The organism is Yoonia sp. (assembly GCF_017854565.1).
GTDB lineage: Bacteria > Pseudomonadota > Alphaproteobacteria > Rhodobacterales > Rhodobacteraceae > Yoonia.
Genome location: NZ_JAFMHJ010000018.1, coordinates 1 through 22,990, shown reverse-complemented (window position 1 = coordinate 22,990; position 22,990 = coordinate 1). Strand labels below are relative to the sequence as shown.

Annotated in this window: 21 protein-coding genes; 13 read left to right on the top strand and 8 right to left on the bottom strand. The window is 59.4% G+C overall.

What is annotated here, in order from left to right; genetic code table 11:
- Window positions 1-31: 31 nt before the first annotated feature.
- Genes QZ196_RS09265 through QZ196_RS09255 form a run of 3 tightly spaced genes read right to left on the bottom strand, consistent with a single transcriptional unit; the run spans window position 32 to window position 3,394 of the window.
- Window positions 32-1,024, bottom strand: coding sequence for a glucokinase (locus QZ196_RS09265; protein WP_296425741.1), 993 nt, complete (start codon window positions 1,022-1,024; stop codon window positions 32-34).
- Window positions 1,025-1,038: 14 nt separating this feature from the next.
- Window positions 1,039-2,361: a GH1 family beta-glucosidase gene (locus QZ196_RS09260; protein ID WP_296425740.1), complete on the bottom strand. Its 1,323-nt coding sequence runs from the start codon at window positions 2,359-2,361 to the stop codon at window positions 1,039-1,041.
- 1 nt (window position 2,362) lies between these two features.
- Window positions 2,363-3,394 carry a substrate-binding domain-containing protein gene (locus QZ196_RS09255; protein ID WP_296425738.1) on the bottom strand — a complete coding sequence of 344 codons (1,032 nt, stop codon included), beginning with the start codon at window positions 3,392-3,394 and terminating at the stop codon, window positions 2,363-2,365.
- Window positions 3,395-3,675: 281 nt separating this feature from the next.
- On the opposite strand from QZ196_RS09255, the gene QZ196_RS09250 reads away from it, so the two are divergent.
- The 6 genes from QZ196_RS09250 to QZ196_RS09225 all read left to right on the top strand — a co-directional run bounded on the left by QZ196_RS09250 (window position 3,676) and on the right by QZ196_RS09225 (window position 11,072).
- A complete protein-coding gene (locus QZ196_RS09250) occupies window positions 3,676-5,031 on the top strand; it encodes an ABC transporter substrate-binding protein (protein ID WP_296425736.1) in 1,356 nt (451 codons plus the stop codon).
- Window positions 5,032-5,120: 89 nt separating this feature from the next.
- Window positions 5,121-6,356, top strand: a complete 1,236-nt coding sequence (locus QZ196_RS09245; RefSeq protein WP_296425735.1) for a sugar ABC transporter permease — start codon at window positions 5,121-5,123, stop codon at window positions 6,354-6,356.
- Window position 6,357: 1 nt separating this feature from the next.
- Window positions 6,358-7,536, top strand: coding sequence for a carbohydrate ABC transporter permease (locus QZ196_RS09240; protein ID WP_296425734.1), 1,179 nt, complete (start codon window positions 6,358-6,360; stop codon window positions 7,534-7,536).
- A gap of 11 nt (window positions 7,537-7,547) precedes the next feature.
- On the top strand, window positions 7,548-9,194 hold the full coding sequence (locus QZ196_RS09235) for an alpha-glucosidase (protein WP_296425732.1): 1,647 nt from the start codon (window positions 7,548-7,550) through the stop codon (window positions 9,192-9,194).
- A gap of 22 nt (window positions 9,195-9,216) precedes the next feature.
- Window positions 9,217-10,308 carry a sn-glycerol-3-phosphate ABC transporter ATP-binding protein UgpC gene (ugpC, locus tag QZ196_RS09230; protein WP_296425730.1) on the top strand — a complete coding sequence of 364 codons (1,092 nt, stop codon included), beginning with the start codon at window positions 9,217-9,219 and terminating at the stop codon, window positions 10,306-10,308.
- A complete protein-coding gene (locus tag QZ196_RS09225) occupies window positions 10,305-11,072 on the top strand; it encodes an HpcH/HpaI aldolase/citrate lyase family protein (RefSeq protein ID WP_296425728.1) in 768 nt (255 codons plus the stop codon). Before ugpC ends, QZ196_RS09225 begins: the two co-directional genes overlap by 4 nt.
- On the opposite strand, the gene QZ196_RS09220 is transcribed toward QZ196_RS09225, so the two are convergent.
- From QZ196_RS09220 to QZ196_RS09210, 3 genes are read right to left on the bottom strand one after another with little or no spacing between them, the layout of a single operon-like run.
- The gene (locus QZ196_RS09220; protein ID WP_296425726.1) at window positions 11,069-12,136 is read right to left on the bottom strand and encodes a dihydropteroate synthase; all 1,068 of its coding nucleotides are present in this window, start codon (window positions 12,134-12,136) and stop codon (window positions 11,069-11,071) included. The genes QZ196_RS09225 and QZ196_RS09220 overlap by 4 nt on opposite strands.
- Window positions 12,137-12,145: 9 nt before the next feature.
- Entirely contained in the window at window positions 12,146-13,069 is a 924-nt protein-coding gene (locus tag QZ196_RS09215; RefSeq protein ID WP_296425722.1) for a methylenetetrahydrofolate reductase, read from the bottom strand.
- A gap of 41 nt (window positions 13,070-13,110) precedes the next feature.
- Window positions 13,111-13,407, bottom strand: coding sequence for a virulence factor (locus QZ196_RS09210; protein ID WP_296425721.1), 297 nt, complete (start codon window positions 13,405-13,407; stop codon window positions 13,111-13,113).
- A gap of 250 nt (window positions 13,408-13,657) precedes the next feature.
- Between QZ196_RS09210 and QZ196_RS09205 the strand changes: the two genes are divergently transcribed.
- Window positions 13,658-14,770, top strand: coding sequence for a Ppx/GppA phosphatase family protein (locus QZ196_RS09205; protein WP_296425719.1), 1,113 nt, complete (start codon window positions 13,658-13,660; stop codon window positions 14,768-14,770).
- 15 nt (window positions 14,771-14,785) lie between these two features.
- On the top strand, window positions 14,786-15,511 hold the full coding sequence (locus tag QZ196_RS09200) for an RlmE family RNA methyltransferase (protein WP_296425717.1): 726 nt from the start codon (window positions 14,786-14,788) through the stop codon (window positions 15,509-15,511).
- Here QZ196_RS09200 and QZ196_RS09195 read toward each other — a convergent pair.
- Window positions 15,497-15,745, bottom strand: coding sequence for a hypothetical protein (locus QZ196_RS09195; RefSeq protein WP_296425715.1), 249 nt, complete (start codon window positions 15,743-15,745; stop codon window positions 15,497-15,499). The two genes, QZ196_RS09200 and QZ196_RS09195, sit on opposite strands and share 15 nt — an antisense overlap.
- Before the next feature lie 499 nt (window positions 15,746-16,244).
- Between QZ196_RS09195 and glpK the strand changes: the two genes are divergently transcribed.
- Complete coding sequence (gene glpK, locus QZ196_RS09190) at window positions 16,245-17,735, top strand: glycerol kinase GlpK (RefSeq protein ID WP_296425713.1); 1,491 nt, start codon at window positions 16,245-16,247, stop codon at window positions 17,733-17,735.
- 9 nt (window positions 17,736-17,744) lie between these two features.
- Here the strand turns inward: glpK and QZ196_RS09185 are convergent, their stop codons facing one another.
- The gene (locus QZ196_RS09185) at window positions 17,745-18,341 is read right to left on the bottom strand and encodes a gamma-glutamyl kinase (RefSeq protein WP_296425712.1); all 597 of its coding nucleotides are present in this window, start codon (window positions 18,339-18,341) and stop codon (window positions 17,745-17,747) included.
- 192 nt (window positions 18,342-18,533) lie between these two features.
- Here QZ196_RS09185 and recA point away from each other — a divergent pair, with 192 nt between their 5' ends.
- The 4 genes from recA (at window position 18,534) to QZ196_RS09165 (ending at window position 22,924) form a co-directional block, all read left to right on the top strand.
- Window positions 18,534-19,616, top strand: coding sequence for a recombinase RecA (gene recA, locus QZ196_RS09180; RefSeq protein WP_296425710.1), 1,083 nt, complete (start codon window positions 18,534-18,536; stop codon window positions 19,614-19,616).
- Between the two features lie 127 nt (window positions 19,617-19,743).
- Window positions 19,744-22,401 carry an alanine--tRNA ligase gene (gene alaS / locus QZ196_RS09175; RefSeq protein WP_296425708.1) on the top strand — a complete coding sequence of 886 codons (2,658 nt, stop codon included), beginning with the start codon at window positions 19,744-19,746 and terminating at the stop codon, window positions 22,399-22,401.
- A complete protein-coding gene (locus QZ196_RS09170; RefSeq protein ID WP_296425706.1) occupies window positions 22,398-22,685 on the top strand; it encodes a DUF1330 domain-containing protein in 288 nt (95 codons plus the stop codon). Before alaS ends, QZ196_RS09170 begins: the two co-directional genes overlap by 4 nt.
- A complete protein-coding gene (locus QZ196_RS09165) occupies window positions 22,682-22,924 on the top strand; it encodes a hypothetical protein (RefSeq protein ID WP_296425705.1) in 243 nt (80 codons plus the stop codon). The genes QZ196_RS09170 and QZ196_RS09165 overlap by 4 nt, the downstream gene beginning before the upstream one ends.
- Window positions 22,925-22,990: the final 66 nt, after the last annotated feature.

Sequence of the window (22,990 nt, the reverse complement as noted above, 5' to 3'; positions counted from 1 at the left end):
ACCTGTTTCCGGCGGGCCGTAACATAATGTCTTAGCGTGCGTGATCGTTCGGTTCGTTTGACAGGGCCACTAAATGGGCCGCCGATCCCGTTAGCGCGGCGTAGTCGTCTTCGATCACGTGGACTGCGAAATTGCTCATAAATCCGGCAAATCGTCCTTTGTCCCGAAACGCGTCTGCAAATCCAAAAGCGGTTAAATGCGCGGCAAACGCACGGGCAACCCCCCCAACAAGATAGACACCACCAAAAGGCAGTTGGATCAGGGACAGATTTCCGCACACCGTGCCGAGGATACGCGTAAAGAGGCGCGCGGCGTCGACGGCACGCGGATCGCTGCCGTCAGCACAAGCCGTCATGATATCCTTGGCGGCTGCTTCGCGCGGGTCGTTTGCCTCATGGCCCAAAAAGGCATAGACGCGTTCCAATCCACGCCCTGACAGCACGTCTTCAACGGCGGGAAATCCATGGGCTGTCGATACGAATTGGCACAACCGCAGCTCCATCGCGTTGCGGATAGGTAAATTGGCGTGACCGCTTTCCGATGGCGTAACAATCCGCCCATGGGCCAGATCAAACACCGGGGCCGCATTGAAACCGGTGCCGATGCCGATCACCAGTTTGGCCGCGTTTGGTTGCACCTCAGGTCCCGGCATAATCGTGCGAATATTGGCGGGGTCCAGATGCCCCAGCGCGTGACCCTGCGCTTGCAGGTCATTCAGGATCGCCACGGTTTCAGCCTTGGTCGCGCGGGCCAGCGTTTCTTTGTCGATCGTCCAGTCCAGATTGGTCATCGTCGCGCGCCCGTCACGCACCGGACCGGCCACCGCGACACAGGCTGCCTTCGGATCGACGCCACCTTCATCGTCAATATAGCGGCGCAGCACCGATTCGAGGCCGGGAAAGGCGTTGTTGCTGTACCGCCTGATGGTACCCTGCACGATCCGGCGCCCCTCGGCCAGGGCAACACGGGTGTTGGTGCCGCCAATATCGGCGACCAGCGAATAGGTATTTGCGGGATGACCCATGGATACGGTGTTCCTTAGCGCGCGATGGCGGATTTAAAGGCGTGATAGGACGCTTTGGGCGTCCGTTTCAAGGTATCGAAATCCACATGGATCATCCCAAAGCGTTTTTCATAGCCAAAGGCCCATTCGTAATTGTCCAACAGTGACCAATAGAAAAAGCCCTGCACGTTTGCACCATCCGCGATGGCTTGCTTTGTCGCAAGGACATGGTCAGAGATGAATTGCGCCCGCGCAGGGTCATTTACCACTCCACCTGTGATCTTGTCGTCCCATGCCATCCCGTTTTCCGTCACGAAAAGCGGCAGATCGCCAACATAATCGCGCGCCATGCGGGTCAGGAAATGATGCAACCCGGCGGGAAAAATTTCCCACCCCATCTGGGTCTTTGATCCGGGTCCCTCGTGACTGGCCGTGTGCGGCCAAGGCGCGTCTGGTGCCGCCGCGACCTGATGTCGGGTGTAGTAGTTCACGCCCAGAAAATCCATCGGTTGGCTGATCTGGGCCATATCGTCTTGCCAGTTGTCGGGCATGTGCGCGCCAAATCCCGCAAGGGCTTCGGCGGGGTAGGTGCCTTTGGTGATCGCCTCGATGAACCAACGGTTAAAGATCGCATCCTGCCGCTGTGCGGCGACGGTGGCCGCAGGGCTGGCATCAAGCGGTTCGGTAGCATCGAAATTAAGCACAATACCGCAGTGCGTCATGTCCTTTTCACGCAGCCGCGACACGCCGATGCCATGGGCCAGCGTAATATGGTGCATCGCACGCGCGGTCGCGCGGATATCGCGCAGGCCGGGGGCATGATGGCCCAGAAAATGCGACAGGTAGGCCACGCACCAGGGTTCGTTGATCGTTGCAATCGCATGCATCCTGTCGCCAATCCGGTCAGTGATCACATCAACAAAGTCGCCGAAATACAGTGCCGTGTCACGATTTGCCCACCCCCCCTTGTCGGCCAACGTCGACGGCAGGTCCCAATGATAGAGCGTCTGAAAGGGCTTCAACCCCCGTTCAAGCATCGCATCGACAAGCCGGTCATAGAAATCAAGACCTTGTGCATTCGGCGTGCGCCCGTCGGGCATCAGCCGCGCCCAGGACGTCGAAAACCGATAGGCGTCCATGCCTGCGTCTTTGAGCAGGTCAAGATCTTCTTCAAACCGATGATAATGGTCACAGGCACGCGCCCCGTCTTCGGCCCGGATCACATTGCCGGGGGTGGCTGCGAACGTGTCCCAATGCGTCGATCCAGCACCGCCAAAGGCGTGCCCTTCAATTTGATATGCGGCGGTCGCAGCCCCAAACAAAAAATCCGGGGGAAAGTCAGTGCGTTTGAAATCCATCCTAATCCTTTCGGGGTGCCGGGCCAGTCGAGCGCCCTACCATTAATTCAGCTTCCAAAAGTACGTTCTGGGGGGCGGCATCAGGGTGCGCGATGGCATGCAGCAGTATCTCTGCCAGCCGCCGCCCCGCATCGCGCACAGAAGACCGGGTCGCCGTGAAAATCGGAATATCGCCACCATTTTGCAGATATGACAACGCATCATCATGGGTGATCACCGAAACATCGCGTCCCATCACCAGCCCGCGTTCCTCGATTGCTCGCCGGACGCCAAGGGCGCTGATCAACGAAGAACATAAAACCGCCGTCGGCGGATCGTCTAGCATCAACATATCACGTGCCGACGCATAGCCGAACACTTCTGTCATCTCGTCAGACCGCATGATGGCGGGGTCGAGAGGCGTATCGTGTGCCGCCAGCGACGCGGCATAGCCTGCGCGGCGGCGATGGGCGAAATCCATCACTTCAAGACCGTTGATCAGCGCGATGCGCCGATGGCCGAGATCGCACAAGAAATCGGTCGCACGATGAAACGCACTGCGGTTATTCACATCAAGCCAAGCATAGGGGATATCACTGCCGGTGGCGCGCCCATGTACGGCAAAAGGCATGCCAAGTTCATGCAGCAGCGCGATCCGCGGATCATTCATCCGGGGGCCGTGGACAATGACACCATCAACGGCGCGGCGCGATTTCAGACCGCGATAGATTTGTTCCTCGTTCGCATCATCCACAATCGACAGGATCATTTCATAGCCATGCCGGGAATAGGTTTCACCCGCGCCCGCGATAAAGTCGCCGAACACCGGATTCACCATTTCATGCTTTGTTGACATCGGAATCACATGGCCGATGGCCAGCGCCTGACCTGTCGCCAGCCCCTTGGCGCGGGTGCTGGGGCGATAGTTGTGCTGCCGCGCCGCCTGTTCCACGCGCTGGCGTGTGGCGGCGCTAACCTCGGGGTAACCGTTCAGCGCGCGGCTGACAGTGGTTTGGCTAAGGCCCAGATTCTGCGAGAGTTCTTTGAGGTTCATGAGACTTGATTATCGTCCAAAGCGCTTTCAAAATATCGGGGTGAAGCTGTTGCGCTGCCAGTTCGGATGGGTTGTCAGCTATTTGACTAAAGCGGTGATGTTAAGATTCCAAGCGTTTTTTGCGCTTTGCAGTGTTGTATTGACACAAGCGGCAAGGTGGTGAACTGTACCGCAATCCAAAGCGCTTTGAGTATTTGATTCCACAGCGCAAGCGATACAGCCGAATGCACGTTAAGTGTAACAAAAGTCACGCGCGACTGGCGCGATTGGGAGGACTATCAATGAAAACGAAACTGTATGCCGGTGTGGCAGCGGTGGCCCTGAGTGCAGGCGCTGCCCAAGCTGCGGGCCATCTCGCGTTTGCTCCCGGCGAAGGCGACTTCAATTGGGACAGCTATAATGCATTTGCCGACAGCGTTGATCTCGCCGGTGAGCAGGTCACGGTGTTCGGCCCATGGCTTGGCCCGGACCAGGCTGTTGTTGAAAGCGTGCTGGCCTATTTTGGCGCCGCAACCGGTGCCGACATTCGCTACACCGGATCGGACAGCTTTGAACAGCAGATCGTGATCGACGCAGAGGCCGGATCGTCCCCAAATGTCGCCGTGTTCCCGCAGCCGGGTCTTGCCGCCGACATGGCAGGCCGTGGTTTTCTTGCGTCGCTGGGCGACGAAACAGCAAAGTGGGTGCAGGATAACTATGCTGCGGGTCAGTCCTGGGTTGATCTGGGCACCTATGCCGGACCTGACGGGACCGACGCGCTCTATGGGTTTTTCTACAAGGTGGATGTGAAATCTCTGGTCTGGTACAGCCCTGAAAACTTCGAAGATGCGGGCTATGATATCCCCACATCCATGGAAGAGCTCAAGGCGCTGACCGATCAGATCGTGGCCGACGGCGGCACCCCATGGTGCATCGGTCTGGGGTCGGGTGGTGCAACCGGCTGGCCGGCGACCGATTGGGTCGAGGACATGATGCTGCGCACGCAGCCACCTGCGGTCTATGACCAATGGGTCACCAATGAAATGCCATTCAACGCGCCAGAAGTCATGGCCGCAATTGAGGAATTCGGCTATTTCGCACGCAATGATGCCTATGTTGCCGGTGGTGCCGGTGCGGTGGCCACAACCGATTTCCGCGACAGCCCAAAGGGTCTCTTTGCCAGCCCGCCACAGTGCTACATGCATCGTCAGGCGTCGTTCATCCCGGCCTTCTTTCCCGAAGGCACCGTTGTAGGCGAGGATGCAGACTTTTTCTACTTCCCGGCCTACGCCGACAAGGATCTGGGCAAGCCGGTTTTGGGCGCGGGTACGGTTTGGGCCGTGACCAACGACAGCCCCGGCGCACAGGCGCTGATTGATTTCCTGCAAACCCCCATCGCGCATGAAATCTGGATGGCCCAGGGTGGTTTTCTGACGCCATACGCCGGCGCGAATACCGCCATGTACAGCAACGACACCAACCGTGCATTGGGCGAGGTCCTGCTGGGCGCGACCACATTCCGCTTTGACGCATCCGATCTGATGCCGGGTGCCGTGGGTGCGGGTTCATTCTGGACCGGCATGGTTGACTATGCCGGTGGCAAAGACGCTGCCGAAGTAGCGGCCGGTATCCAGGCATCCTGGGACGCGATCAAGTAAACGGTGACGTTTGCCGAATAAAATTGGGGCAGTCCGGCGCGGGCCGGGCTGTTTCGCCAAATAATCCATCTCAGGGGGAGGAGACGGCGATGCATCCTGCATTACAGGGTCTTCTGACGATCATCATCGGTGTTGGCGGATGTGTCGGGTATTTTTACTTTTCCAACCAGTTTCTCGACAAGGTGCTGTACCCCGCCAAGGGCGCGCAGGCCGGTCGTAATATCAATCGCGCCAATATGATCCGCCCATGGCTGTTCTTGTTTCCGGCGATTGTCGCGCTTGGTCTCTATCTCGCTTACCCGGTTTTCGCGACATTGTGGTATTCGGTCACCGACCGTGATCAGGGCGGCGCCTTTGTCGGCCTCGCCAATTACCGGCAAATGTTCAATGAGCCCAAATTTTGGGAAGCGATGCGCAACAATATGCTCTGGCTGATCGTGGTGCCCGCCGCATCGACGGCCTTTGGCCTGCTGGCCGCACAGCTGACCGACCGGATCAAATGGGGGTCTTTTGCAAAATCCCTGATCTTCATGCCGATGGCCATTTCCTTTGTCGGGGCCTCCGTAATTTTCAAACTGATTTATGACACGCGTCCCGTAGACCAGAACCAGATCGGCGTGCTCAATGCGGTCTGGTTGCAGTTCGATGGCGGGGCAGGGTCGTTTTTGATCCTGCGGCTGGCGCCGATTTGTCTGTTGCTGTGCTTTGGCGCCATGGTGGCCTATGTTGCGTGGGCGTTCGTCAAACCGATGATCAAACCCGAAGACACGCGGATCAGCGGCTGGACAGTGCCGCTGCGGCTGGTGGTTGGGGCAGGCGGCGCCTATCTGATATTCCTGTCGCTCCGCGCGATCCTTGGGCTGACGACGGCGGCGTTCCCTTATGGTGAAGCGCAGACCTGGCTGACCATTCCGTTCTGGAACTCTTTCTTCCTGATGGTCGTGCTGATCTGGATTCAGACCGGGTTCGCCATGGTGATCCTGTCGGCGGCGCTGCGCGGTATCCCCGAAGAAACCGTCGAGGCGGCGATTGTCGATGGCGCAAACCCGTTTCAGGTCTTTTTCAAGATCAAGATGCCGCAGATTGCGGGGACCATTGTCGTGGTGTGGACCACGATCACGCTGGTCGTGCTCAAGGTGTTCGATGTCGTCTTCGCGATGACCAACGGGCAATGGGGCACGCAGGTTCTGGCCAACTACATGTACACCCAGCTGTTCGTCGCCCGTGACTGGGGCGTTGGCTCGGCCAGTGCGATGATGATCATGCTGCTGGTCAGCCCGATCCTTGTCTGGAACGTCTACAACGCCCGCAAGGAGATGCGCTGATATGGATAACATTGCCGGAAGTAAATCATCCCTGACCTGGGCGGTGCACCTATCGGTTGTGCTGTTGGTCGCGCTGTGGCTCTTCCCGACCGTGGGGCTATTGGTGTCGTCGTTTCGCACGGCAGACCAGATTTCATCGTCCGGTTGGTGGCAGTCACTGTTCCCGACCGAGCAGAACCTGACCCTGCGCACCGCCGATCCCGCCGATCCTGGCGCCCAACAGTTGCTGAACGGTATCTACACCGTCCAAGGCAACCTGTTTGTCGTCGAAGGCAGTGCGGAAACTGCCGCGCAAAGTGCAGCAGAGATCAGTGTCTGGGGCACGTCCAGCCGCGAAATTTCCACCTACCAGCCCGGTGACACCGCCGATCTGGGCGACGGTGAAACACTCACGGTGCAGCATAACGGTGATTATATCTGGGCCAGCCCGACGGAACTGACGGGGCGGGGGCAACGTGCGTTTGTCACCGCGACCACGCCCCCGGAATTCACCCTGAAAAACTATGAAACCGTGCTGATCAGCGGCTCCACAACCGACAGCATGTCCAAGGCGTTCTTCAATACGATGACCGTGACAATCCCCGCGACGATTATCCCCATCGTGATTGCGGCTTTTGCGGCCTATGCGCTGGCATGGATGGATTTTCCGGGGCGCGCAATCCTGATCGCGATTGTGGTTGGCCTGCTCGTCGTGCCGCTGCAACTGGCACTGATCCCGCTCTTGCGCCTGCATCTCGGCATCGGCATCGGCAAGGGCTATCTTGGGGTGTGGCTGGCCCATACCGGCTTTGGGCTGCCGCTCGCCATCTATCTTTTGCGCAACTACATGGTGGGCTTGCCGCGCGACATTATTGAAAACGCAAAGGTCGATGGCGCCACGGATTTTCAGATTTTCACCAAGATCATCCTGCCACTGTCGTTTCCCGCATTGGCGTCATTCGCGATCTTCCAGTTTTTGTGGACCTGGAATGACCTGCTGGTCGCCAAAGTGTTCTTGATCGATTCCACCGGCGACACCACGGTCATGACCAACCAGATCGTCGAATTGTTGGGCACCCGTGGCGGCAATTGGGAAATTTTGGCCACGGCGGCCTTCGTGTCGATCGCGGTGCCGCTTGTGGTGTTCTTCGCCATGCAAAAATATCTCGTGCGCGGCCTGTTGGCCGGCTCTGTCAAGTAAGGAAAACATTGATGAATCTGGCGATAAGCCCTGCGCGTGATGTCGCAATAGACAATGATTGGTGGCGCGGTGCGGTGATCTATCAGATCTATCCGCGCAGCTATCAGGACAGTAATGGTGACGGTATTGGCGACCTGCGCGGCATCGTGCAGCGGCTGCCTTATATCACGTCGCTTGGCGTTGACGCGATCTGGATTTCGCCGTTCTTTACGTCGCCGATGAAGGACTTTGGCTACGATGTCTCGGATTATTGCGACGTTGACCCGATGTTTGGATCACTGGCCGACTTTGATGCGGTGGTCGAAACAGCGCACCGCTTGGGTATCCGGGTGATGATTGATCTGGTGCTCAGTCACACCAGCGACGCGCACCCGTGGTTTGCGCAAAGCCGGGCCGACCGGACCAACGACAAGGCCAATTGGTATGTATGGGCGGACCCGAAACCTGATGGCACGCCGCCCAACAACTGGCTGTCGATCTTCGGCGGGTCGGCGTGGCATTGGGATGCGCGGCGCGAACAATACTATCTGCACAACTTCCTTGTCTCGCAACCGGACCTCAATTTTCACGAACCCGCAGTGCAGGATGCCTTGCTGGACGTGGCGCGGTTCTGGCTGAACCTGGGCTGCGACGGGTTTCGGCTTGATACGATCAACTTTTATATGCACGACGCGGAACTGCGCGACAATCCCGCGCTGCCGCCCGAAATGCGCAACGCGACGATCGCGCCTTCGGTGAACCCGTATAACCATCAGGAACATTTGTACGACAAAAACCACCCCGACAATGTCAAATTCCTCGCGCGGCTGCGTGCCGTCATGGAACCATTCGGCGCCGCCGCCGTGGGCGAGGTGGGCGATGCGCAACGCGGGCTGGAAATCATGGGCCAGTACACTGCGGGCGACGATCTGATGCAGATGTGCTATGCGTTCGAGTTTCTGGCCAAGGATCAACCGACCGCCCAGCGGATCGTCGATGTGATGACCAAGGTCGATGCCGTCGCCGCAGATGGCTGGGCCTGCTGGGCGTTTTCCAATCACGACGTGATGCGCCACGCCTCGCGCTGGAACCTGCCCCCCGCAGCCCAGCGGTTGTTTGCGACACTGATCATGTGCCTGCGCGGATCTGTCTGCATCTATCAAGGCGAAGAGCTGGGCCTGCCCGAAGCAGACGTCGCCTTCGAAGACCTCCAAGACCCCTACGGCATCGAATTCTGGCCCGAATTCAAAGGCCGCGATGGCTGCCGCACGCCGATGGTCTGGGAGCCAAGCAATCAAAACGGCGGCTTTTCCGATGGGCAACCATGGCTGCCTGTCGCCTCTGAACATCTGCATCTGGCCGTCGCCGCGCAAGAGGACGAACCGGGTGCGCTGCTGCACCACTACCGCAAGGCGATTGCGTTTCGCCACAGCCACCGCGCCCTTGCCGTCGGGGATCATGATGGGCTGCGCGCCACCGGCGACGTCGTGTTCTTCACACGGACTGACGGCGACCAGACGATATTCTGCGCGTTCAACGTCAGTGAAACACCCTCTGATTTTGACCTGCCCGCGGGTGCGTGGACACCGATTGGTGCCGGACTGGGCAGTGCGCATGTTTCTGCGGACGGACGATTGCATCTGGGGCCTTGGCAGGTTTGCCTTGCCTTGAAGACATGAAACGAATTGGGGACCGATAGATATGGCTGATCTGAAACTGACCAATGTTGCCAAAACCTATGGCGGCAAGGTGGATGTGCTGAAGAACATCAATCTGGACATCAAAACCGGTGAGCTGATCGTTTTCGTCGGTCCCTCGGGCTGCGGGAAATCAACGCTGTTGCGGATGATCGCGGGTTTGGAAAAGATCACAGGCGGCGAGCTGCAAATCGACGGGCAGGTCGTCAACGGCGTACCCCCCGCCCAGCGCGGCATCGCCATGGTGTTTCAGTCCTACGCGCTTTATCCGCATATGACCGTGCGCGACAACATGAGCTTTGCGCTGAAACTGGCCAAGAAAACCCCCGCAGAGATCACAGAGGCCGTCGACCGTGTGGCCAGGATCCTGCAATTGGAAGATTACCTTGACCGGCTGCCCAAGGCCCTGTCGGGCGGGCAACGCCAGCGTGTCGCGATTGGCCGGTCGATCGTGCGCGACCCAAAAGTGTATTTGTTTGACGAACCCCTGTCGAACCTTGATGCGGCCCTGCGCGTCGCCACCCGGATCGAGATTGCCCAACTCAAGGAATCAATGCCCGACAGCACGATGATCTACGTGACCCACGATCAGGTAGAGGCCATGACACTGGCGACCCGCATCGTCGTGCTGGCCGACAAGGGCATCGCGCAGGTCGGCACCCCGCTTGAACTCTACGAGCGGCCCGAGAATGAATTTGTCGCGCAATTCATCGGCTCGCCTGCGATGAATATCCTGCCCGGCAAGATTATCGAAACCGGCGAACGAACGACGATAAAACTCGACGGCGGCGGCATCGCGGTGTCCGCTGTCGGGACCAATGCCGCCGATAAGGGGTTGCAGGTCAATATCGGCGTCCGCCCCGAGGATCTGGTGGAAACCACAGGCGAACGCTTTATTTTCGAAGGCAAGGTGAACTTTACCGAAGCGTTGGGTGAAGTGACGCTGCTGTATTTTGAACGCGTTGGCGACCATAATGCGGTCATCGGCAAACTGCCGGGTATTCATACCGGCCTGCGTGGTAATACCGTGCGGCTCACGGCGGACGCGGCCAAGGTGCAGGTATTTCACAACGGCCAGTCGTTGTATTACCGATGAAAACCCCTGAAAATAAACTCAAGACGGCGCTGCAGGCGGGTAAGCTCCAGCATGGGCTGTGGCTGGCAACGGCGTCCCCGGTCGTGGCTGAACTCGCGGGTGGTGCCGGGTTCGACTGGTGCCTGATCGACGGCGAACATGGGCCCAATACCGTGCCGCAAATGCTGTCCCAAGTGCAGGCCCTTGCGGGGACCGGCACAGCTGTCGTCATCCGCACCGCCAGCGCCGAGGTTTGGATGGTCAAACAAGCGCTTGATCTCGGTGTACAGACCGTTCTGGTGCCGATGGTGGACAATGCCGCCAAAGCCGCCGAAATGGCACGCGCCATGCGCTATCCGCCCGATGGAATACGCGGGATGGGGGCGGCACTTGCGCGGGCCTCTGGTTATGGCGCGATTGCAGATTACCCCCACACCGCCAACGCGCAGATGTGTTTTCTGGTGCAGGCCGAAAGTGCTGCCGCCGTCACAAACATCGACGCCATTGCCGCAACCAAAGGCGTGGACGGCGTGTTTGTCGGTCCGGCTGATCTGTCGGCGGACATGGGCTACCCCGGCCAGCCCGACCACCCAGAGGTGGACAAGGCCATTGATCACCTGATCGCGCGCACATTGGCTGCGGGTAAAATCGCGGGCATCATTACCTTCGATGAAACCCGCTTTGCCCGCTACGCCACCCAAGGCGTGACGTTTTTGGGTGTCGGCGGTGACGTCACGGTCTTGGGCAGCGCGCTGCGCGGTCTGGCGCGGCGCGTCAAAACCTAATCCCGCCGGCGGCGCCCGGTACGGGCGCGGCCTTCGCCTTCTTTGACGGGCGCGCGGTTGAATTTAATCCACTCGCCCCCCGACGGGTCATTGTTCGTCAAAAAGTTGGCCGCGCGAATGGCCTCCATTTCTGACCCGGCCCGTGCTTTGGTCGACCCTAAACCGGTCAGATGGCAGAAAAGCTCCAGATCCATGCCCTCGGGTATGATGATCCCGGCAGCGGCCAGTTCGGCCATTCTTTCTTCGATCTTCTTGGCGGCGACGGGCAGGGCGATCGGGTTCATGATCGCCGATGTCATGCCTGCCGTCATTGCCATGGGCAAAAAGGCGTTGTTGATCCCATGGCGATTGGGCAGGCCAAAGCTGATGTTTGACGCGCCGCAGGTCGTGTTCACACCCAGCTCTTCGCGCAGACGCCGCACCAGAGTGAAAACCTGCAACCCCGCAGTCCCCATCGCTCCGATTGGCATCACCAGCGGGTCAACCACGATATCATGGGCCGGAATGCCAAAATCGGCGGCCCGTTCGACGATCTTTTTGGCCACGGCAAAGCGCACGTCGGGGTCCTCGGAAATCCCCGTGTCATCGTTTGAAATTGCGACGACAGGCACGTTGTATTTCTTGACCAGCGGGAGCACCAGTTCCAGCCGCTCTTCCTCGCCGGTGACGGAATTCAGCAGCGGGCGGCCCTCGCACGCGGCCAGTCCGGCCTCAAGCGCGCCGGGAACCGAACTGTCGATGCAAAGCGGGGTATCGACAACGGCCTGCACCCGTTCGATCAGCGCCTTCATCAACGGCGGCTCGACAAAGTTGTTATCGGCATAGCGCGGATCTTGGGCCATCATATTGGTGAAAACGGCGCCAGAGTTGATATCCAGAATATTGGCCCCGGCGGCGGCCTGGGCGATGGCATCCGCCTCGACACGGCTGAAATCGCCGCGCTCCAGCTCGGCGGCCAAAATCTTGCGGCCGGTCGGGTTGATCCGCTCTCCGATCACACAAAACGGCTGGTCAAAGCCGATGATCGCTGTTTTGGTTTTGGATTCGACAATCGTGCGGGTCATAAAAAGTCCTTAAACTTGAGAGGCAGGAACAGCAGAAGCACCGCCCTGCGCGATGGCCCAATTGGCATTCGCTTTGATTCCGCCCAGCGGGAAGAAATGCACATGGGTGATATTGAAGTCGGGATTTGCCGCCTTGTGCGCCGCCAGTTCGGCCAGCACCTCGGTCGGCTCGTACGGCAGCAGCAGCTTGGTCACGTCCATCGCCCGCTTCTGCAGCACTTTCAGCGATGGCCCAACCCCACATGCGATGGCGAATTTGATCAGGGTCTGTAGCTTGGCAGGCCCGGCAATGCCGATATGGATCGGGATCGTGATACCGGCATCGCGCAGACGGTCGGCCCACGCGATGATCGGTCCCGCCTCGAATGCGAACTGCGTGGCAAGCGCCATCTGCGCGTCGCTCGTTTCGCTGAATGTCTGCTTCCAACGCAGTGCATCCATGACTATCTTGTCCGTGCCATCGGTGTCGATGTCGCGGTTGCCTTCGGGGTGGCCCGCCACATGAAGGCGCTTGAAATCACGAAAAAGCCCGGTCTCCATCAACTGCATGGAACTGTGAAAATCGCCATGCGGCTTGGCAACGCCACCGGCCAGCAGCAGCCCCTGATCGACGCCTGCTTCGCCTTGATAGCGGGCGATCCAATCGGCCAGCATTGCCTTGTCTTGAATGATCCGCGCGGGGAAATGCGGCATCACCTTGTAACCATCGGTCGCAAGCCGCTTGGCGGTTGCCATCATGTCTTCGATCAGTGTGCCCTCGATATGGGCGATATAGACACGGGTGCCCGCAGGCAGCAGGTCACGAAAATTTTCGACCTTCTCTGCGGTACGCGGCATCACCTCGATGGAATAATCCTGCAAAAATGCCTCGACATCGGGGTTCACACCCGGAGTTTCGGCCTCTTTGCGCTTCAGAAACGGGAGCAGGGACATAACGACCTCCGAGATGCGATTGGGAATGAGGGCAGGTTTTTTCAATTCCAGCCGTCGTTTGCGATAAGGGTCTTGATACGGTCTTGGTCGTATTCGGCATCAATCCGGGCAGCGGCGGTCGCGGCAGCCTCGGCATCGGTTCCGTCAGCGGGGTAGGGGGCCGCCTTGCGAAACCCGGACATGTAATCATCTGATTCCGCCGCACCGGATTTCATCGCGGCGCGGTCAATCGCTTGCTCGAACCGTTCGGGCAACGGCAGCTTGGTGCCTTTGCGACCGCGGCCGACAATGATCTGCGCGGGGATATCGCGCCAGTAAACGATGGTGACGTCGGGCATATGATTCCCCCTCGACTGATGTTGCATCGGTTCTACCACTCGGATCGCGCGCCCAATGTCGATTTTCGACATGACGGACGCCCAGAGCGACGGTGTCGGCCTAACCCGACAAGCCGGCGCCGACCAGTGCCGACAGCCCTCATAATCCTCATGTCCAAGATGCGGCATATTCACGAAGCCAATCACTGGGCTTGCGTGGCGGCCCGTCCCAGCCTAGCTTGGGGATAACTCGAAATGGAGGGCGTAACAAATGGCGCCCAAGCGTCCCAACGGTGCGGGCGCGTTCCCCAAAGCGGTCGATAGCCCCGCGCCAACACGGCCTGATCCGGCGACGCTTTATGCAGCGTTGGATTTGGGTACAAATAGCTGCCGGATGCTGATTGCCCAACCCAAGGGCAGCCAGTTTCATGTGGTCGACAGTTTCTCGAAATCTGTGCAATTGGGGCAAGGCCTCGAAAGCACGGGCAGGCTTTCGCGCGCGTCGATGAACCGGACGATTTCGGCCATGCGGATTTGCCGCGAAAAGCTGAAACGCCATGGTGTGCAGCGGATGCGCCTTGTCGCAACCGAGGCGTGCCGCCGCGCGCTGAATGGCGACAATTTTATTGCACAGGTCCGGCGCGAAACCGGGCTGGATCTGGAAATCATCAAGCCCGAAGAAGAAGCACGCCTTGCGGTGATTTCCTGTGCGCCATTGGTCAGCATGAACACCGAACAGCTGCTGGTGGTTGATATCGGCGGTGGCTCGACCGAATTGGTCTGGATTGACCTGACACATGTGCCCAAGCGCGAACGGCCCCGTGCGATCATGCGCCTGCACGCGGGCTTCCGCGCCGATCCCGGTCCCTTTGCCGCAGCCAAGGTCGTGGACTGGATATCGGTCCCGCTTGGCGTGGCCACGCTGCGGGATCAGTTTATGGACGTCGAAGACGACGCCGCACGCTTTGCCTTGATGAGCTGGTTTTTCGAAGAAAACCTCGCGGAGTTTTCCCCCTATGCCGCAGCTCAGGCGCGCGAAGGGTTCCAGATCATCGGCACCAGCGGCACCGTGACCACCGTCGCGGCCAGTTATCTGGGCCTCAAACGCTATGACCGGACCAAAGTTGACGGGCTGCGCATGACCACCGATCAGATTGATGCCGTCATTCGCGACTACCTGTCACTTGGTCCCGCAGGCAGGCGCGCCGATCCGCGCATTGGCAAGGATCGGCAGGCGTTGATCATGTCGGGCTCGGCGATTTTGCAGGCGCTGATGCGGCTGTGGCCCACGGATCGTCTGTCTGTGGCGGACCGTGGCCTGCGCGAAGGCTTGCTTTATGCACAGATGTCGGCTGATGGGGTCTTGGAAGACACGCCGTTTTAGCTGTAAGGCATAGGTATGGCTAATAAACCGACAAAAAACACATCCGGACGTGGACAACGTGATCTGACCGTCAAGGTCAAGACCGCCCGCGGTCGCAAGCTCAGCTCGACCATGTGGTTGCAGCGGCAGTTGAACGACCCCTATGTAAAACGCGCCAAGGCCGACGGATACCGTGGCCGGGCCGCGTATAAAATTCTGGAACTCGATGAAAAGTATCGCTTTCTGGTGCCCGGCGCCCGTGTGGTTGACCTTGGTTGCGCGCCGGGTGGCTGGTGTCAGGTCGCGGTCCCGCGCGTGAACGCGCTTGGTGAACGGCGCGGCAAGCCGCAGGGCTACATTCTGGGGGTTGACCTGCAAGAGGTGGAACCGATCGCAGGCGCTGAAATTCACCAGCTCGACTTTATGGAAGACGACGCCGACAAACAGGTGGTTGCCTGGCTGAACGGCAAGGCTGATGTGGTGATGTCGGACATGGCCGCCTCTGCGTCTGGCCACAAACAGACCGATCACATGCGCATCATCGCCCTGTGCGAGGCCGCAGCGTATTTTGCCTTTGACGTCTTGGAAGAAGGCGGCACATTTGTCGCCAAAGTGCTGGCTGGTGGCGCCGAGGGTGATTTGCAGAAACTGCTCAAATCCCGGTTCACCAAGGTGGCGAACGTCAAACCACCTGCGTCGCGCTCGGACAGTTCGGAAAAATTCGTCGTGGCAACTGGGTTCAAGGGATCAAACCCAGTATAGCTGCGTTCCCCAATCGGCGCATCTGTCGATCAGCTTCTCTGACGGGATGCGATCCATCACAAAATCATCAACCTGCGCCAATGAAGCGATCCTGACAGGCGTCGTTCGGGTGAATTGCGTGCCGTCCGCGACCAGAACCCGCGCGGCGTCGAAATCCAAAAGATCCCCACCAAGATCAATCACCGATTTACCGATGACCGCGAAATCGACCTTGAACCGTGCGATGGCAAGCAAATAACCGCCGCAGATCACGGCGGATCGTCTGCACCGTCACACCCAGATCATCGGTCAACAGGGTGTGGCGCGCGTTAATAACGAACCATCAGCAAGATTTAATATCTCAATATATGGATGAATATACATTCGCTTTATGTGCGCCCCAGACGCCACGAACATCAACAGGGGCAGGGCTTGTCCCGATGACGCGACGCTTCTGCCACGGGCCAGATACGGTGTAATGATGCAAACGGACTTTGACATTTTCATAATTGGCGGCGGCATCACGACCTGCCGCAAATTGGCTGAAAACGCCTTGGAAAAACTGACCCCGGTGGTGATTCCAAGGTCGCTGACAGCGACAAGCTGGTCATGAATCTGCAAACGTCCTGCCCGTTCCTGACACAGGCGTGGGCGCTGCGCCTGACCCCTGCGCAGATTGCCGCGCTTGATACCTATATGGCGGGTTGAGCGTGGTGCGCAAACACAAGTAGTCTGACAAAAAACCGGGGGGCCCATGACCTATATCCTTGCCATCGACCAAGGCACCACATCCAGCCGTGCGATCATCTTTGACGCGGATATGCGCATCAAGGCGACCGCCCAAAAGGAATTCCTACAACATTTTCCACAGTCCGGCTGGGTCGAACATGACCCCGGCGATATCTGGTCATCGGTCGTGTCCACCTGCCGTGCCGCCATTGAAAAGGCGGGCATCACCGCCGGCGACGTGGCCGCCATCGGCATCACCAATCAGCGCGAAACGACACTGGTGTGGGACCGCAAGACCGGCGCACCGATCCATAACGCCATCGTCTGGCAGGACCGGCGCACCGCCCGTTTCTGCGAAGACCTGCGCCGCGATGGCTTTGCCCCCGAGATTACCTATCGGACAGGTCTGCTGGCCGATCCCTACTTTTCGGGCACCAAGGTGCATTACATCCTCAACGCCGTGCCCGGCGCGCAGGCCCGTGCCGCCGCGGGCGAGCTGTTGTTCGGCACCGTCGACAGCTACCTGATCTGGCACCTGACCGGCGGCAAGGTTCACGCGACCGATGCGACCAATGCCGCACGCACGATGCTTTACGACATCCGCAAAGGCCGGTGGAGCACGACAATCTGCCAGCGGCTTGGTATCCCATTGTCGATGCTGCCCGACGTGCGCGACTGCGCCGCCGATTATGGCACGACGCACCCCGATCTGTTCGGCGCCCCACTGCCAATTCTCGGCGTCGCGGGCGACCAGCAGGCCGCGACCATCGGACAGGCCTGTTTTGCGCCTGGCATGCTGAAATCGACCTATGGCACAGGCTGCTTTGCCCTCCTCAATACCGGCGACACGCTCGTCGAAAGCCGGAACCGACTGCTCGGGACCATCGCGTATCAGTTCGACGGCAAACCGACCTACGCGCTGGAAGGGTCGATCTTTGTCGCGGGCGCCGTGGTACAATGGCTGCGTGACGGGCTTGGTATCATCGGTGACGCCAAGGAAACCCAACCGCTCGCGCAGGCCGCCGATCCGGGCCAGGAGCTGTATATGGTGCCCGCCTTCACGGGCCTTGGCGCGCCGTATTGGGACCCTGGCGCGCGCGGCGCCATCTACGGCCTGACCCGTAATTCCGGCCCCGCAGAGTTCGCCCGCGCCGCATTGGAAAGCGTCGGCTTTCAGACCCGCGATCTGCTGGAGGCTATGAAAAATGACTGGCAAGCCTCTGATGCAAATGATGTTTTGCGGGTTGATGGCGGGATGAGCGCGTCAGACTGGTCGATGCAATTCCTGTCCGATATTATAGGCGCGCCCGTGGACCGGCCACATCTCCTTGAGACCACAGCGCTTGGTGTGGCATGGCTGGCAGGGATGAAATCCGGGGTTTATCCCGATCAGGCCGGGTTTGCCGCGCGTTGGGCGCTGGACCGGCGGTTTGAGCCGCACATGGAAAGTGCTACCCGTGACCGCCGCTATGCCGGTTGGAAAGACGCGGTCGCCCGCACCCTCAGCACGCGATAACTGGCGCGGCTATCGCTGACCCATCTCCCAGACCGCGAACTCACGGGCGCGTTTCTGGCGCAATCTTTGGGCGACGTCTGGCGACAGCGTCAGGTCCATCGCTGGCGAAACATTCTTTTGTTTCAGGCTGATGGACATATCCAGACGGGTTTCAAGATAGCCGATGATCGCGGGCTGGGCCTCGTATTGGAACAAATGCTCCACACCCAGCTCGTCCTCACCGATCAGCAGAAATTTCGCCTGTGACCCAACGGCGGCAAACGGCGCGGGCTGACCCTTGCAATATTCCAGCACGAAATCATCAAAACTGACGCTGCGCGTGCTGTGTTCATGGCCGTCCAGATCGGGGCGCGTGCGGTATCGGTACCAACTGCCCAGCCAGTCAATCGGATGACGCACGACCGCCATCAACTCTGGGGTTTGCCCACCGGCCTGCACAAAGAACGGTCGCAGGAATCGCTTGTAGCGATAGCACGGCGCATGTTTCAGTTGTGGCGGATCGCGCAGCACGATCGACGCGCGCGGCGCCAACGCCCCCTCCAACGCGGTCGATCCGGTTTTGGGAACCGCAAGTAAAACCAGATTTTCTTTCCAGAAAACAAGCATTTGGTGGATGCCTTTCGTCTGCCATCCCCAGTCTCTAGGCCATAAACGAAACTTTAACCACTGCTGCGTCATGGTGAGTACATAAAATTTTAGTTGCAATGTTCTGGTTTTGATCTCATTAACGATGAGAACACAATAAGAACAAAGCAGTAATTGCCGCCCGTGCGGGCGTGTGAAATAAGGACGCGAAACATGGCAACGGCAGATCTCCTCAAAATGACTGACAAAAAAACCGCGGACAAAGAAAAGGCGCTGGAAAGCGCGCTGGCCCAGATCGAACGTCAGTTCGGCAAGGGGTCAATCATGAAGCTCGGCGGTCAGAATCAGATGCCCGCCATCGAGGCGACATCGACCGGCTCCCTTGGTCTGGACATTGCACTGGGCATCGGTGGCCTGCCCAAAGGCCGCGTCGTCGAGATTTATGGCCCCGAATCGTCCGGCAAAACCACGCTGACCCTGCATGTGATTGCCGAAGAACAGAAAAAAGGCGGCGTTTGCGCCTTTGTTGACGCCGAACATGCCTTGGACCCGCAATATGCCAAGAAACTTGGCGTGAATCTGGACGAACTGCTGATTTCGCAGCCCGACACCGGCGAACAGGCGTTGGAAATCGTTGATACTTTGGTGCGCTCGGGTGCTGTGGCGCTTGTCGTGGTCGACTCGGTTGCGGCCCTGACCCCCAAGTCCGAACTCGAAGGCGATATGGGCGACAGCAGCGTTGGCGTGCATGCGCGCCTGATGTCGCAGGCCATGCGCAAATTGACCGGCTCGATCAACCGTTCGGGCTGTATGGTGATTTTCATCAACCAAATTCGGATGAAGATCGGCGTCATGTTCGGCTCGCCAGAAACGACCACCGGCGGTAACGCCTTGAAATTCTACGCTTCCGTGCGGCTGGATATCCGCCGCATCGGTGCGATCAAGGACCGCGACGAGGTCGTCGGCAATGCAACACGCGTCAAAGTCGTGAAAAACAAGGTGGCGCCGCCATTCAAGCAGGTGGAATTTGACATCATGTATGGCGAAGGTATTTCAAAGACCGGCGAAATGTTGGACCTTGGCGTGAAAGCTGGCATCGTTGAAAAATCGGGCGCCTGGTTCAGCTACGGAGACGAGCGGATGGGCCAGGGGCGTGAAAACTCCAAGACATTCCTCAAGGAAAACCCAAAGATCGCGCTCGAGATCGAGGATAAGATCAGGGCGGCGCATGGGCTGGATTTCGATCTGGTAACTGGCGGTCCTGATGATGACGGTGGCGATCTAGTCGATATGTGATCACCGATAAACCTGCCGAACAACAAAGGGCGCTGCAATTGCAGCGCCCTTTTGCGTTGCAGAGTGGACAGTGACGGGGTGCGGGGCTATTTCTTCGCACGACTGACCGCATCTATGAAAGCCCGCCATGACCAGCCTTGCTGATATCCGTTCAACTTTTCTGAACTTTTACGCCAAAAATGGGCACGAGGTGGTGCCGTCCGGCCCATTGGTGCCGCGCAACGACCCCACGTTGATGTTTACCAACTCTGGCATGGTGCAGTTCAAAAATCTTTTCACGGGGATTGAAACGCGCGATTACGCCCGCGCGACGTCCAGCCAGAAATGCGTGCGCGCGGGTGGCAAGCATAACGACCTTGATAACGTCGGCTATACCGCGCGGCATCACACGTTTTTCGAAATGCTGGGCAACTTCAGTTTCGGCAACTATTTCAAGGCCGAAGCGATCCAATATGCATGGGACCTGCTGACCAAAGAGTTCGGGATCGACAAGAACCGCTTGCTGGTCACCGTCTACCACACCGATGACGAGGCGGCAGCGATATGGAAGAACGTCGCGGGCTTCAGCGATGACAAAATCATCCGCATCCCGACCGATGACAACTTTTGGCGGATGGGCCCAACCGGCCCCTGCGGCCCCTGCACCGAGATTTTCTACGATCACGGCGATCACATCTGGGGCGGCCCTCCGGGCTCCGCCCAAGAAGATGGCGACCGCTTTATCGAGATTTGGAACATCGTGTTCATGCAGAACGAACAGTACGCCGATGGCACGATGAAACCGCTTGGCATGCAGTCGATTGATACCGGTATGGGTTTGGAACGGATCGGCGCGCTGTTGCAGGGCAAGCATGACAACTATGACACCGACGTGATGCGCGCCCTGATCGAAGCCTCCGCGCAGGTCACCGCGACCGACCCGGACGGCGACGGAAATACCCATCACCGGGTCATTGCCGACCACCTGCGTTCGACGTCATTTCTGATTGCCGAAGGCGTGCTACCGTCCAATGAAGGGCGCGGTTATGTCCTGCGGCGGATCATGCGGCGCGCGATGCGCCACGCCCATCTGCTGGGCGCCAAGGATCCGGTCATGCACCGTCTGGTTCCCGCGTTGGTGCAGCAAATGGGCGCGGCCTATCCTGAATTGGGCCAGGGCCAGCGCCTGATCGAAGAAACGCTGCGCAACGAAGAGGTGCGGTTCAAGCAGACCCTTGATCGCGGCCTCAAGCTGCTTGATGACGAATTGATCCGCCTGCCCGAAGGGGCCGAATTGCCGGGCGCGGCTGCGTTCAAACTATACGACACCTTCGGTTTCCCACTTGATCTGACCCAGGACGCCCTGCGCGAACAGGGGCGCAGCGTCGATACCGCAGGCTTTGATGCCGCAATGGCCGAACAAAAAGCCAAGGCGCGTGCGGCGTGGTCCGGGATCGGTGCTGCGGCGGATGCGGCGGTCTGGTTCGATATCGCTGACGCCAGCGGCACCACCGATTTTCTAGGCTATGATACACTGAACGCCGAAGGGCAGATTGCCGCGCTCGTCGTCGATGGCGCCACCGTGGCCGAAGCGGATGATACCGTGCAAATCGTGCTGAACCAAACGCCGTTTTACGCCGAATCCGGTGGTCAGGTCGGCGATGCGGGCCTGCTGAAAACGGAAACCGGCACAGCCCGGATCATGGACACCAAAAAAGTGGTCGGTCTTTTCGTGCATGTTGCCAAAGTCACCCACGGCACGATCCGCACCGGCCAAGGTGCCGAGCTGTCGGTCGATCCGATCCGGCGGGCGCACATTCAGGCCAACCACTCGGCCACGCACCTGCTGAACGAAGCCCTGCGCGAAACATTGGGCGATCATATCGCGCAGCGTGGGTCGCTGAATGCGCCCGACAGGCTGCGCTTTGACTTCAGCCATGGCAAACCCCTGTCGCCGGATGAATTGGCCCGGATTGAACAGGACGTGAACGCCGTGATCCGCCAAAACGCACGCGTCGAAACCCGGATCATGACGCCGGATGATGCCCGCGCGATGGGTGCGCAAGCGCTTTTTGGCGAAAAATACGGCGACGAAGTCCGCGTTGTGTCGATGGGCCTGCAACCGGGCTCGGGCAAGGGTGCCGCTGGCAACACCTATTCGCTCGAACTGTGCGGCGGCACCCATGTGCGCCAGTTGGGCGAAATCGGGACCTTTGTGGTCTTGGGCGATAGCGCGTCAAGCGCGGGCGTCCGCCGGATCGAGGCGCTGACCGGGCAGGCCGCACTTGACCATCTGCGCGCCCAGGATGCGCGGCTGACCCAAACCGCAGCGACGCTCAAAGCGCCCGCAGCCGAAGTCGTGGACCGGGTCAAGACCTTGCTGGACGAACGCAAGGCGCTGGCCAACGAGGTCGCACAGCTGCGCCGCGAACTGGCCATGGGTGGCGGCGCCAAGACAGCCGGACCAGCTGCGGTCATCAACGGCGTTGCCTTTCAGGCGCAGGTGTTGGCCGGGGTCACAGGCAAAGACCTGCCCGCGCTGATTGACGAAATGAAATCGGCCATGGGCAGCGGCGTTGTCGTGCTGATCGCCGATACGGGCGACAAGGCCGCCGTGGCCGTTGGCGTGACCAGCGACATGACCGACCGCGTGTCGGCCGTGGATATCCTGCGCGCCGTCACGCCGGAACTGGGCGGCAAGGGCGGCGGTGGTCGCGCTGACATGGCACAGGGCGGCGGTGCGTCCACCGCCAACGCAGATGCGGCGATTGCGGCCGCGAAAACGCTATTGGAGAACCTGAAATGACAGCCCTTTGGATTGCCCACGTGACCGTCACAGACGAAGCCGCCTATGGTGAATACGCCAAGCGCGCGACAGGTGCCATTGCCGATCACGGCGGCGTATTTCTTGCCCGTGGTGGCAAGCATGAACAACTCGAAGGCCCCGACCGGCCCCGCAACGTCGTCGCCCGTTTTCCCAGCCTGCAAGCCGCGCATGACTGCTACTATTCGGATGCCTACCAAGAGGCACTAGGCTTTGCCAAAGGCGCATCACAGCGCGAACTGTCCATCGTCGAAGAGATCGCTTGAAAGGCCATCTTGCCGAGATGATGGCGCGTCACGCACAGCCGGGCCGGCTGGACTGGATCGGGCTGCGCGGTGAACGCTATGGGGTGATGCGCGTCGTTAACGCGGCCATTGTGACCGATGCAGGCTTGGCTGGTGACCACGCCTCGGCGGGCAAAAAGGCGGTGACGCTGATGCAGGCCGAACATCTGCCCGTCATCGCACAGCTTGCGGGCAGGGACTCTGTTGCACAAATCGGCTGATGGCCGAGGTACCCCTTTCCCTGGACAGACTTATCCCACGGTCTCTGTGACGGGTATGCCGAGCGC